The 12,518-nt window shown below is 75.0% G+C and carries 9 protein-coding genes and 1 pseudogene; 1 reads left to right on the top strand and 9 read right to left on the bottom strand.

Features of this window, described 5'->3' with window-relative positions; translation table 11 throughout:
• Positions 1-108 precede the first annotated feature (108 nt).
• Positions 109-381, top strand: a pseudogene (locus ACFWJ4_RS28175) (MMPL family transporter); the annotation flags it as partial.
• Here the strand turns inward: ACFWJ4_RS28175 and ACFWJ4_RS28170 are convergent.
• The 9 genes from ACFWJ4_RS28170 to ACFWJ4_RS28130 all read right to left on the bottom strand — a co-directional run bounded on the left by ACFWJ4_RS28170 (position 378) and on the right by ACFWJ4_RS28130 (position 12,426).
• The gene (locus ACFWJ4_RS28170; RefSeq protein ID WP_380548493.1) at positions 378-1,688 is read right to left on the bottom strand and encodes a M14 family zinc carboxypeptidase; all 1,311 of its coding nucleotides are present in this window, start codon (positions 1,686-1,688) and stop codon (positions 378-380) included. The pseudogene ACFWJ4_RS28175 and the gene ACFWJ4_RS28170 sit on opposite strands and share 4 nt — an antisense overlap.
• Positions 1,689-1,805: 117 nt before the next feature.
• A complete protein-coding gene (locus tag ACFWJ4_RS28165) occupies positions 1,806-4,925 on the bottom strand; it encodes a phosphocholine-specific phospholipase C (RefSeq protein WP_380548490.1) in 3,120 nt (1,039 codons plus the stop codon).
• 291 nt (positions 4,926-5,216) lie between these two features.
• Complete coding sequence (locus ACFWJ4_RS28160) at positions 5,217-5,714, bottom strand: ATP-binding protein (RefSeq protein ID WP_380548487.1); 498 nt, start codon at positions 5,712-5,714, stop codon at positions 5,217-5,219.
• A gap of 138 nt (positions 5,715-5,852) precedes the next feature.
• The gene (locus ACFWJ4_RS28155) at positions 5,853-6,248 is read right to left on the bottom strand and encodes an STAS domain-containing protein (RefSeq protein ID WP_380356015.1); all 396 of its coding nucleotides are present in this window, start codon (positions 6,246-6,248) and stop codon (positions 5,853-5,855) included.
• Between the two features lie 82 nt (positions 6,249-6,330).
• A complete protein-coding gene (locus ACFWJ4_RS28150; RefSeq protein WP_359910774.1) occupies positions 6,331-7,233 on the bottom strand; it encodes a SigB/SigF/SigG family RNA polymerase sigma factor in 903 nt (300 codons plus the stop codon).
• A gap of 156 nt (positions 7,234-7,389) precedes the next feature.
• Entirely contained in the window at positions 7,390-7,692 is a 303-nt protein-coding gene (locus ACFWJ4_RS28145; protein WP_380356020.1) for a hypothetical protein, read from the bottom strand.
• Entirely contained in the window at positions 7,689-8,174 is a 486-nt protein-coding gene (locus ACFWJ4_RS28140) for a hypothetical protein (RefSeq protein ID WP_359910765.1), read from the bottom strand. The genes ACFWJ4_RS28145 and ACFWJ4_RS28140 overlap by 4 nt, the downstream gene beginning before the upstream one ends.
• 139 nt (positions 8,175-8,313) lie before the next feature.
• A complete protein-coding gene (locus ACFWJ4_RS28135; RefSeq protein ID WP_380548484.1) occupies positions 8,314-11,337 on the bottom strand; it encodes a BTAD domain-containing putative transcriptional regulator in 3,024 nt (1,007 codons plus the stop codon).
• Positions 11,338-11,898: 561 nt separating this feature from the next.
• Positions 11,899-12,426, bottom strand: coding sequence for a peptidylprolyl isomerase (locus ACFWJ4_RS28130; RefSeq protein WP_380356026.1), 528 nt, complete (start codon positions 12,424-12,426; stop codon positions 11,899-11,901).
• Positions 12,427-12,518 lie beyond the last annotated feature (92 nt).

The raw sequence follows: 12,518 nt of genomic DNA, 5'->3' as shown, positions 1-12,518 counted from the left end.
GTCCTTCTTTTGTGTCGCCCTTTTGGGGGGGCTTGTTCTGGGACAACCTCTGGCTGGGGGTGGGGGGGGGCCCGGGGGGGGGGGGCGCCCCGGGCCCCCCCCCCCGACGCCGTGGCGCACGCGCTGGAGATCACCGCGCGGGTGATCAGCTGTGCGGCGCTGATCATGGTGAGCGTGTTCGCCGCGTTCATCGTCAGCGACAACGTGGTGATCAAGATGATGGGGCTGGGCCTGGCCGTGAGCGTGCTGGTGGACGCGACGGTGGTGCGGCTGCTGCTGGTTCCGGCGGTGATGACGCTGCTGGGGGCGGCGGCCTGGTGGACGCCGCGGTTCCTGGACCGGGTGCTGCCGCACATCGACACCGAGGGCACGAACGCCTAGGGCTCCGGGTGGCGCAGGGCGACGGCGGCGCGGACGGTGTTGGCCTGGTGGGCGGCCTGGCGGGCGACGGGGAGCCGGACGGGCTGGAAGGTCCGCTGGTACTGGGCGCACCAGTCGCGCAGGAGGTGGTCGAGGCGGGCGGCCTGGGGTGCGGCGGGGGCGCCGGCGACGCGGACGGCGCGGCGCAGCAGGGCGGCGGCGCGGACCGGGACGCGGTGGGCCCACAGGTCGATGCCGGTGAGGCGGGCGCGGGTGAGCGGGGTGCGCAGGAGGTCCTGTCCGTGGACGTCCGGGTCCCATTGGTCGGCGAGTTGGTGCAGGGCGGTGAGCGGGGTGCGGGCGGCGCGCAGCAGGGGGGTGTCGGGGTTTCGTACGTAGGGCAGGGCGGCGTCGAGGAGCGCGGTGAGGAGTGTGCCGCGGTGGCGCAGGCGGTCGGCGCAGGTGCGCAGGTACAGGCGGACGGCTTCGGCGGGGCGGGTGTCGCCGAGGTGGGCGCTGGTCCAGGCGGGGACTTCGACCAGGACGGTCTGGCCGCCGTGGCGCTGGGGGGCGAACCAGGTGCCGGCCCGGCCGCCGCCGTCCTGGCGGGGGGTGAGCATGCCGGTGGCGGTCTCCTGGTGGTCGATGTGGTGGGGGGCCATGAGGTAGAGGCCGGGGCCGGATTCGTGCAGGTGGAAGGTGTCGAAGTTGCCGATCTCGACGGGGATGCCGAGGTCGGCGGCGGAGCGGGTGAAGGGGTCGGCGAGGGCGGCGGGGTCGCCGGTGGCCTGGACGAAGGTGCCGCCGACGTCGGTGCTGTGCAGGGAGAACTGGAGGGTGGGGCGCAGTTCGTCGATGAGGTGGAGGAGGGTGCGGCTCTCGGGGAGGTCGGAGCCGATGGCGGGGGCCCATTCGGGCTGGTCCTCGGCGGCGGGGCGGTAGTAGTGGTCGTAGTAGGCCCGCAGGGTGCGGGCGGTGCGGCTGCCGTCGGCGAGGTGGGCGCCGTCGGGGTCGAGGCAGAGCAGGAAGTGCCAGGCCAGGCCCGGGTGTTGGTCCGTGAGGGCGTGGTGGGCGAGGTCGGTGACGGCGGCCCGGCCGGCGAACTCGTCGGCGTGGGCGCCGGCGACGACGAGGAGGTTGTGCGGGCCGCGGCCGACGGTCAGCAGGGTCAGGGGGCGTCCGGCGCGGGAGGTGCCGACGGTGCGCACCCGGCACAGGTCGGGCCGCTGGTCGGCCAACTGGTTGGCTGTGGCGGTGAGTTCGTCGAGGCTGGGGTAGCGGTCGTGGAGCTGGGCGGCCCGGCCGGCCGGGGTCGTCGTGTCGATCACCTTCGGTTTCCTCCCCTGTGGTCGTGGCAGTAGTTCTACCTGGCACACGGGGCCGCCGGTACGGGCCGGGCCCGCCCGGGCGCGGAGGCTCGGGCGGGCCCGGGTGGGGCGGGGGTGTCAGCCGGTGATGGGGCGGGTGTCGAGGCGGATGTGGTCGACGGCCCAGTACCAGTTGTTGCCGGCGTCGTACATGCGGAACCTGAGGGTCACCGAGCGGGCTCCGGCCGGGACGGCGAAGCTGCGGGTGATCCGGGTGTTCTGCACGTCCTTGCCGGCGTTGTCGTTGCCGGTGGCGTCGGAGCCGTAGGCGAGCAGGCGGGTCTCGGTGCCGTTGTCGAAGACGGCGGTGACGGAGGCCTTCTGCGGGGCCTCCTGGCGGTAGTGGGAGTCGAGGGCGAGGTGGAGGGTGCCGGTGCCGGCCGGGACGGCGACGGCGGGCGAGACCAGGGTGGAGTCGAAGACGCCCTTGCGGGAGGGCGAGCCGGTGTCGTCCCAGTCGTCGGGGTCGGCGACGGCGACGACGCCCAGGGCGCGGGTGAAGTTGCCGCGGTCCTGGCCGGCGGGGACGGACCACTCGCGCTTGGTGTGGAAGGTCCAGCCCTGGAGGCGGACGGTGCCCTGCGGCATGGCGGGGGCGTTGACGACCGTCCAGCCCTTGGGGGCCTGGGCGGTCCAGCCGAGGACGCCGGCCTCGGGCTTGAGGGTGTCGGCGAGGGACTCGAAGTCCTCGTCGAGGAGGTGGCCGGTCATCACCGGGGCGGGGCGGGCGGCGAGTTCGCCGTCGGCGAGGGCGAAGCGGCTGTCGGCCTGGGCGCGGGCGGTGACCAGCAGGCGGTGGGTGGCGGTGGCGGGCAGCTGGGCGGGCGGGGTGACCTGCCAGACGGCGGTGGCGGCGGCGCCGGCGGCGAGCCGGTCGGGCGCGGCGGTGACGGTGGTGGCGCTCCAGCCGGGCGGGAGCAGCGGCTGGGCCTCCAGGCGGGTGAGGGCGGTGGTGGCGGTGAGGGTGGCGGTGATCGTGGCGGGGCGTCCGGGCAGCAGGACGGGTTCGTCGATGGTGGTGGAGGCGGCGCCGAGGGCGAGGTTCACGGTGAGCGGGTCGGCCAGGCCGAGCGCGGGGTCGGTGACGGTGCGGTCGTCCCAGGGGAAGCGGCCGGCGATGCGGCGGCGGAAGCCGAGGTCGCCCTGGACGGCGACGGCGACGTCGTACCAGCCCTCGGGGCCGACCTTGAGGTTGACGGTGCGGTCGTCGCCGGCCGCCACGCGGACCTCGCGCAGGCCGTCGCCGTAGGCGAGGTCGCCGACCAGGAAGGTCCGGGCGGTGCGCGAGCGGTTGATGACGTCGACCTCCAGGACCTTGCCGTCGCTCTCCTCGGAGAGCGAGACCTCGTAGGCGGAGGCGGTGTCGCCGCGCAGGTGCCACAGGGCGCCGTCGGGGCCGTGGACGCGCAGGTCGTAGCCGGCGGGGCCGACCTTCCAGACGTCGGACAGGCGGCTCTTCGCGGCCACGGTGTAGTGCTTGGGGGCCTCGCCGGGGGCGGGGTAGACGGCGAGGACGGCGCCCTGGCGGCCCTGGTTGACGAAGTCGAGGGTCAGTTCGTCGCCCTTGAGGCGGGGCTTGACGAGCAGGTTGTACGGGGCGGGGCGGGCGGAGCGGGTGCCGCGTTCCTGCTTCGGGAAGGTCTGCGGGCTGGGCACGGTGGGGGCGGGGAGCTTGCCGGTGTCGACGACCTTCTGGCGGTTGCCGCTGGTGTCGGGCAGTTGCGGCCAGGCGGGGTTGCGGCCGGAGAAGTCGAAGACGTTGGTGAGGTCGCCGCAGACCGCGCGCCGCCAGGGGCTGATGTTGGGCTCCTGGACACCGAAGCGCTGTTCCAGGAAGCGCAGCACGGAGGTGTGGTCGTAGACGGTGGAGTCGACGACGCCGCCGCGGGTCCACGGGGAGACGACGACCATCGGCACCCGTACGCCCAGGCCCATCGGGTAGGGGCCGGAGACCAGGGTCTCGCCGGCGGGGAGGGTGTCGGACCAGGTGAGGGTGCCGTCGGCGGCCTTGACCCGGTACCTGCCGTCCTGGCCGACGACCCGGTGGTAGGTGGAGGAGCCCTTGGAGACGCGGACGACGACCTCGCCGTCGACCGGGACGTTGGACTTGCCGCGGCCCTCGGCCAGCGGCGGGACGGGCGGCAGCTGGTGGTCGAAGAAGCCGCCGTGCTCGTCGTAGTTGAGGATGAAGACGGTCTTCTGGAACACCTCGGGCTTGGCGGCGAGCGCGGACAGCAGCCGGGAGGTGAGGTGTTCGCCGTTCGGCGGCGCGTAGTTGGCGTGCTCGGACAGCGCGGCGGGGGCGACGATCCAGGAGACCTGCGGGAGGCGGTCGGCCTGGACGTCGGCGGTGAAGGCCTCGACCAGGGCGTCGCCCATGGCGAAGGGGTCCTTCGCCTTGGCCGGGTCGCCGACGGCGCGCATGCCGCGCTCGTACAGCGGCTCACCGGGCTTGGCCTTGACGAAGGGGGCGAACCAGGCGAGGGCGTTGTCGTCGAAGTTGTCGAGGGCCTGGTAGGTCTTCCAGCTGACGCCGGCCTTCTCCAGGCGCTCGGCGTAGGTGGTCCACTCGTAGCCGCCGGGGATCTCGGTGTTGTCGGTCACCGGGGTGTCCCGGACGGTGCCGCCGCTGGTGCCGGTCATCAGGTGGTCGCGGTTGGTGTTGGTGTTGCACTGCACGGAGGCGTAGTAGGCGTCGCAGACCGTGAACACCGAGGCGAGGGCGTGGTAGAAGGGCATGTCGGCGGACTCGTAGTAGCCCTGGCCGAGCCAACCGGAGGAGCGGCGGGTGACGGAGCCGTCGGCGCGGCCGTCGTTCCAGGCGTTCATGGAGTCGCCGTAGCCGAAGGCGGGCGCGCCCTGCTGGTAGGCGTTGGTGTGGGCGGCGTTCATCGCGAAGGGCAGCAGGTAGCCCTCCTTGCGGCCGGGGTCGGGCTGGTGGAACACCGAGCGGCCGTCGACGCCGCGCACGGCGGTGCGGTCGCCGAAGCCCCGCACGCCCGCCAGGGTGCCGAAGTAGTGGTCGAAGGCGCGGTTCTCCTGCATGAGCACCACGACGTGCTGGATGTCCGCCAGCCGTCCGGGCCGGGCCGGTGCGGCGAGTGCCTGCTGGACGCTGAGCGGGAGGGCGGACAGCACCGCGGCCGCCGCCGCGCCGCCGAGGACGCTGCGGCGCGACAGTTCGGGCTTCGGACTCATCGGGGTGGGGCTCCTTGCTGACGGACCGCGGTTCCTCGGTACGGGGGCCGGCCGCGCGGTTCGGACCGGACCCGTTATGTGTACGAGACCGAGGTGGACGCAGCCGTGGTGTCCGATGACGGGCCGATGACCGGCAAGAGACCCCGAGCTGTACAGACAACTTGACGCCCCATGATCAAACGGTCGACCGATCGACGGGCCGGCGGCGGGGCGGGGCCGCGGGGTCGGCGGCGGGGCGGCCCGCGCGTCGGCCGCGGTTCGACGGCAGGTCAGCGGCGGGGCGGCCGCGGGTCAGCGGCGGGTCAGCCGGTGGGCGTCGAACTCGGCCCAGATCGCCTTGCCCCGGCCGTTCGGCTCGGCGCCCCAGCGGTCGGCGGTGCGCTCCACGATGAACAGGCCGTGGCCGCCGGGCAGGGCCGGCTCGTGCGGCAGGCGCAGCACCGGCATGGCCGGGCTGCGGTCGCTGACCTCCACCCGCAGGCGCTGCCCGGTGGCGTCCAGGACCAGCTCCAGCGGGCCGTCCCCGTGCAGCATGGCGTTGGCCACCAGTTCCGCCACCAGCAGCACGACGTCCGCGCCGACGCCCTCGTGGGCACCGGGCGCGCCGGGTGCACCGGGCGCCCCGGCGGGCGGGTACCAGTCGCCGACCGCCTCGGCGGTGAAGGCCCGGGCCCGGGCGACCGGCTTGGGGAGCCCGGCCAGCGGCAGCCGGCGGCGCTGGCCACCGGGCGGCAGGGCGGGCCCGGCCCGGTGCGCGTCGCCGTCCAGGGTTCCCCGGCTCATCGTCATATGAGGGCACCCTTCGGATCGACGGCGGTTCGCATGTCGGTTTCCCGGCGCTCCCGGGATTATGCCTTCCCCGGCGCCGGGTGCGCGGCACCCGCGACACGCGCGGGCACCCGCCCCGCGGCGGCGTGCCCGGCCGGCTCAGGCCGCCAGGGCCTCCTCGGCCGAGCCGTGGATGGAGAACACCGCCCGGGTGCCGGTCAGTTCGAGGACCCGCATGACGGTGGGCGGCACCGCGGCCAGGTGCAGCCCCACGCCCTCCTCCCCCGCCGCGAGGCGGGTCTTGAGCAGGAGGTTCAGTCCGGAGGAGTCGCAGAATCCCACCCCCGCGAGGTCGATCACCACCGCGCCGGGCCGCCGGGCGACCAGGGCGGTGAGCGTGTCGGCGGCGGGGGCGAGCGTCTCGATGTCGAGGTCGCCCGCCAGGGCGCAGACCACCGCGCCGCCCGCCGCGGGTCGGGTCCGTACCGCGAGCTCCGCACGGTAGGGGGAGGCCGCCGGCGCGAGGCCCCGCTGGTCGTTGTCGGATGGCATCATCGTCGTCCCCTCGTGTCCGTGCCCTCCGACCTTACGTAGGCGGCGTGCCGCGGCCAAGCGGGTGCCGGGGCTCCGGGCGCCCTCAGTCCTCCTCCAGTCCCTCGCGCAGGCGCCGCAGGGTGCGGGAGAGCAGCCGGGAGACGTGCATCTGGGACAGCCCCAGGCGGGCGCCGATCTGCGACTGCGTCAGGTCCTCGCAGAAGCGCATCGACAGGATCTGCCGCTCGCGTTCCGGCAGGGCGGCGACCAGCGGCTTGAGCGCCACCAGGTCCTCCACCCTGGAGAGGTCCGGGTCCTCCTCGCCGAGGCGTTCGCCCAGGCAGCCGGGGCGGTCGTCGTCCTCGGTTCCGGTGTCCAGGGAGCCCGCGGTGTGCCCGTTCGAGGCGGTCAGGCCCTCCACCACCTCCTCCTCGGCGAGTTGGAGGTGGTCGGCCAGTTCGGCCACCGTGGGCGCCCGGTCCAGTTCCTGGGCCAGCCGCTCCTGGGCCTTGGCCAGGGCGATCCGCAGCTCCTGGAGGCGGCGGGGCACGTGGACGGCCCAGGTGGTGTCGCGGAAGTGGCGGCGGATCTCGCCGAGCACGGTGGGCAGCGCGAAGGTGGTGAACTCGGCGCCCAGCTCCGGGTCGAAGCGGTCGATGGCCTTGATCAGGCCCACCGCGCCGACCTGCAGCAGGTCCTCCTGCGGCTCCCGGTGGGCATTGAAGCGGCGGATCGCGAACCTCACCAGCGACAGGTTCATCTCCACCAGGGTGGCCCGCACGTACGAGTACTCCCGGGTGCCCTCCTCCAGCGCGGCGAGCCGGCGCAGCAGCACCCGGGTCAGCTCACGGGCGTCGGACGGGGCGACCTCCCGCAGGTCCTCGGCGGCGGCCAGCTCCGGTGGCAGCAGGTCGCGCAGCCCCGCCGTGGCGGAGCCGGCCGTGCGGGAGGGGTCCTTCGTCGGCGAAGCGGCGGAGGCGGTCAGTTCACCAGTGGTCGTGACCATCGGAGTCCTTCCTCTTGTCGGCACGGTCGAACGCCCCGGATACCCCGCCCCGGCCGATCGATGCAGCGACGCCGCGTGGAGGTTTCGTGAATCCCGGACGGGCGCCCGGGCGGGCGGCCGGAGAACCCGGCGGCCCGCGGTGCCGGCCCCGGATCCCTAACGCACGGTGGGGTGGTGGAGGCGGCGGGCGGCGGTGCGGATGGCGAGGGTGTACGGGGCGTCGAGGGCGCGGGTGCGGGCGTCGAGGTCGTCGAAGGGCACCAGGGCCTTGTGGGTGTCGTCGGTGGTCTGGGTCCAGGCCGTCCAGGCGTTGTGGACGTCCTCGTCGGTGACCTGCTCGCCCTTGGCCTGGAGCAGCACGGCGTAGATGCGGAAGAGGTCGTCGGAGCCCGCGGGGGGTCTGGCCTCCGAGGGCAGGCAGGAGCGGATCAGGTCGGCGATGGGATCGAGGTGGCTCATACGGCCAGTGTGCCGGTGGCGAGCGTGCCCGTGAGCAGGATCAGATGAGCCACCGCGAATATCATCGGCACGAGCCGTTCGGTGGTGCCGAGTTCGGTGTAGTGCCGGTGGCGCCGGCCGGGCGCCGCGGCGTTGCGCAGGACGTCCCACTCGTCGGTGTAGATCCGCGCGGACAGCTTCTCCTCCATGCTGTTGATGACCTGGAACTTGGCGCCGTTGAGGTCCCGGTAGCTGCGCAGCTGCATCCACCAGGCGCCGGAGAGCGTGATGCCGGCCAGCGCGACGGCCGTCGCCACCCACCACGGGGACTCCGACAGCTTGGGTATGCCGAAGCCGATCAGGGTGACCAGCGCGGTCTGCACGGACAGGAAGAAGGTGTTGGCGTTGCCCCGGCGGGCCGAGACCCGGTCGGCCATCTCCACGGCGAGCTTGTACAGCTCCAGCAGCTCGGTCTGACGGTTCGGCTCCGGCGGTGTGGTCATCGCGAAACCCCCTCGGGCAGGTGGTGTGCCGGCTTCGCCCGCTGCCCGGGCTCCCCCCGTGCTGTTCATCCTTCCCGGCGGGACGGCCCGTCAGTGCTGCGCGGCCGTCAGTGCCGCGCGCCGCCGGTGCCGCGCGCCGTCAGTGCTGCGCGCCTGCGGTGGCCGTCGCTCCGGCGGTGACCGTCGCGACGGCGCCCGCCACCGCGGGGGTGCCGGCCGACAGGGCGCGCAGGGCCGCGCCGGCCTCCGACTCGCCCTCCCCGTACTGGTGGTCGCGGGCGGTGCGCAGGGCGGCCCCGAGGTGGAGCGCGGCCTCCTCCGGCCGGCCGGTGGCGGCCAGGGCGCGGCCGTAGAGGGTCTGCAGGACCACCCGGCGGGCGACCGGGAAGGGCGGCTCGGCGACGGCCAGGCCGCGGGCGGCGTGGTGGGCGGCCTCCTCGGCGGCGCCGGCGGCCAGGCACTCGTCGGCCAGGTGCTGGCGGGCGAGGGCGACGAGGTCGGCGCGCCCGGCCCGTTCGGCCAGGGACAGGGCCTTCACCAGCAGGCCGCGCGCCCGGGCGCGGCCGGCCCGGTCGCCGTGGCGGGCGAGGGCGACGGCGAGGTTGACCAGGGCGACGGCCTGGGCGGTGCTGTCGCCGGCCCGGGCGGCGAGGTCGGGGGCGCGTTCCAGGTGGACGAGGGCCTGTTCGGGGCGGCCCTCCTCCAGCAGGACCCAGCCCAGCAGGGCCCGGGCGCGGGACTGGGCGCCGGGGTCGCGGTCGGCCTCGGCGGCGGCCAGGCCGTGTTCGAGCAGCGGCGCCCAGCCGTCCCGGACCTGCCAGACGATCAGCGGCCACTGGAGCAGCACCAGGCGCCAGGCGCGGTCGTGCAGTCCGGCGGCGACCGCCGCCTCGACCGCGCCGCGCAGGGTGTCGCGTTCGGCGGCGTACCAGGCGAGCGCGCCCGCCCGGTCGGGGAAGGGGCGGACCTCGGCGGGACGGCGGGTGCCGGGCGGCAGGGTGCAGCACGGTTCGCTGCCGGGTTCGGCGGCGGAGCAGGCGGTGAGCAGGGTGTTCAGCAGGTGGTCGAGCAGGCGGGGCAGCACCTGGGTGTCGGTGTCGCCGGGCAGGCTGCGGGCGTAGAGGCGGACCAGGTCGTGCAGGGTGTAGGCGTCCCGGCCGATCTCCACGATCAGGTGGGCGGTGGCCAGTTGGGCCAGCGCGTCGGCGGCCTCGTCGGGGCGGCAGCCGGCCAGGGCGGCGGCGGTGCGGCTGTCGAGGGTGGCGCCGGTGTGGGCACCGAGGCTGCGGAACGTGCGGCGGACGGGTTCGCTCAGGTGCTGGACGGTCAGCGCGAGGGCGGCGGCCACGCTGGTGTCCTCGACGTCGAGGAGGTTCAGGCGGTCCTGCTCGACGGCGAGTTCCTCGGCGAGCGCGGCCAGCGCGCGGGCCGGGCCGGTGGCGAGGCGGGCGGCGGCCAGCCGCAGGGCCAGCGGCAGGCCGTCGCACAGGCCGGCCAGGCGGGCGGCGGCCTCGGGTTCGGCGGCGACTGGGTCGGGGCCGAGGGTCGCGGCGAGCAGGCCGACGGCCTGCGGGGAGGAGAGTTCGGCGAGCGGCACCGGGCGGGCGGCGTCGGAGGCGACCAGCCCGCCGAGCCGGTCGCGGCTGGTGACCAGGGTGACGCAGTCGTCGCCGTCGGGCAGCAGCGGGCGGACCTGCTCGGAGCGGCGGGCGTTGTCCAGGACGATCAGCATCCGGCGGGTGGCGGTCAGTTCCCGGTAGCGGGCGGCCATCGCCTCGGGGGTGGCGGGCATCTGCTCGGCGGGCAGGCCCAGGGCGAGCAGCAGTTCGCGCAGGACGGCGGCGGTGTCGCGCTCCGGCAGCGGGCTGTGGCCGCACAGGTCGACGAAGAGCCGGCCGTCGGGGAAGTCCTGCTGGCGGCGGTGCGCCCAGTACAGGGCGAGGGTGGTCTTGCCGACGCCGGCGCCGCCGGTGAGCACGGCGACGGCGCCGGGGGCGGCGGTGGCCCGGTCGAGCGCGGCCAGTTCGTCCTCCCGGCCGGCGAAGCCGCGCGGGCGGCGGGGGAAGGGCCAGGGCGCGGGCTGGTGCCAGGGCGCCGGACGCACGGGGGCGGGCGCGGGGACGGGGGCGAGCACCGACGCGGCGGCGGGGGCGGGCTCGGGGGCTGCGGCCGGCAGCGGTTCGGGGCCGGGGGCCCGGTCGGGGACGGAGGTCAGACCGCCGACGGTGGGGACCCGCGCGGGCGGGACCCGGTCGGCCGGTGCGCGGTCGGACGCGGCCCGGACGGCCGGCTGCTCCTGGTCGCCGGGCAGTCGGGGCGGCGGCACCCGGTCGGACCGGCCCGCCGGGGCCTCGGTGTGCCGCGGGGCCTCGCCGCGCTGCGGCAGGTCGGTGCGCTGCGGCACGTCGGTGCGCTGCGGCAGGTCGGTGCGCAGCAGGCGGTCGTGGGCGTCGGTGAGTTCCGGTCCGGGGTCCATGCCGAGTTCCTCGGCCAGGGCGCGGCGGGTGCGGTGGAACCAGTCCAGGGCCTCCGAGCGGCGCCCCGCGCGGCCGAGCGCGTGCATGAGGTCGGCGACCAGCGGTTCGCGCAGCGGGTTGGCGGTGGCCTCGGCGTGCAGCAGGTTCGCGGCCGCGCCGTGGTCGCCGAGCCGGCCGTGGGCGCGGGCCAGTTCCTCGGCGGCGGCCAGCCGCAGTTCCTCCAGGGCCTGGGCGGCGCACTGCAGCGGCAGGCCGGGGATGGTGCCGGCGAGGGCGGGGCCCCGCCAGAGGGCGAGTGCCTCGCGCAGGGCGGCGGCGGCCTCGGCGGCGTCCTCCAGGGCGCGGGCGCGGACCACCAGCTGTTCGAACCGTACGGTGTCCACCGCGTGGTCGGGGGCCCGCAGCAGGTAGGCGCCGTTGTCGGTGACGAGTTCGACGCCGGCGGCGGGGGCGTCGTGGGCGGTGAGCAGGGCGCGCAGCCCGGAGACGTGGTTGTGGATGACGGTGCGCGAGTGCCGGGGCGGCTCCTCGTCCCAGAGGGTCTCGGTGAGCCGTTCGACGGTGACCGGTGCTCCGGGGTTCAGCAGCAGCATGGCGAGCAGGCTGCGGCGCTTCGCCGATCCGGCCGGAAGCTCCCGGCCGTCCGCGGCCACCACGGCCACCGAGCCCAGCAGTCGGAACTCCACGCACCCCCCTTAGATGGATTAGATGTATATGACAAGCTTATGACACCAGGCGATCTTTCGATCGCGGAGCGTCGCCCCGGGCGCCCGGGACGACGGAGGCGGGACCGGGGCCGCCGCGTCCGGGAACCACCAGGTGACGGCGTCGTCCATGGTCCGCTGCCAGTAGGTGACCTTGAACGAGTCGTCGATGTACAGACCCCCGACGGGCGGCGAAGGGTTGCTTCCCGCGCCGACACTCTCGTCGCCCGAGGGGCCGTGGAAGTGGACGGCCGGTGAAGTCTCGGTGCGGCCGCGGCCCTTCGGTGCCCGGGTCGGTGCGGTGCCCGGGTCGGTGCGGTGCCCGGACGACCGGAGCCTGCGCGGTGATCCGTCCCGGCCGCAAGGGTCAACGGCCGATCAGGGACGGCGGGACGCTGGAACGGGCTCCGAGCAGGGGGAATGCCGGGGCCCTGGAACGCGGGGATGAAACGGCGGGGCGGTGCGGTGGAACGGGTCGTCACCGGGCGCGCGCCGTTCCGGGGCCGGGCGCCCGTGGCCGGGCGCCCGGGGAGGGTCTTCCGGTCAGCGGGTCTCGATGACGACCTTCTCGATGACCACGTCCTGGACCGGGCGGTCGTTGCGGGGGTTGGTCTCCGCCGTCGCGATGGCGTCGACGACCTTCCGGCCGGCCTCGTCGGCGACCTCGCCGAAGATGGTGTGCTTGCCGGTGAGCCAGGTGGTCGCCCCGACGGTGATGAAGAACTGGGAGCCGTTGGTGCCCGGTCCGGCGTTGGCCATGGCCAGCAGGTAGGGCTTGGTGAAGGCCAGGTCCGGGTGGAACTCGTCCGCGAACTTGTACCCGGGGCCGCCGGTCCCGTTGCCCAGGGGGTCGCCGCCCTGGATCATGAAGCCCTCGATGACCCGGTGGAAGACCGTGCCGTCGTACAGCTTGTCCGTGGTCTTCTCGCCGGTCTCCGGGTCGATCCACTCCCGCTCGCCGTTGGCGAGCTCCACGAAGTTCTTCACGGTCTTGGGGGCGTGGTTCGGCAGCAGCCGGATCACGATGTCGCCCTTGTTGGTCTTCAGCGTCGCGTACAGCTCTTCCGCCATGGCACGTCCTTCGCTAGGTCCTACGGATGCGGCCAGTCTTCAGGCCGGCCGGCCCGTCCGAGCGGCGGCGACGCGGTGATGCACCCGCACGG

Origin of the sequence: Kitasatospora sp. NPDC127067 (genome assembly GCF_042724755.1) — a bacterium.
In the GTDB taxonomy this organism is placed as follows: domain Bacteria; phylum Actinomycetota; class Actinomycetes; order Streptomycetales; family Streptomycetaceae; genus Kitasatospora; species Kitasatospora lactacystinica.
The sequence above is the reverse complement of the archived record's forward strand: the minus strand, read 5'-3'. Positions and strand labels throughout refer to the sequence as shown.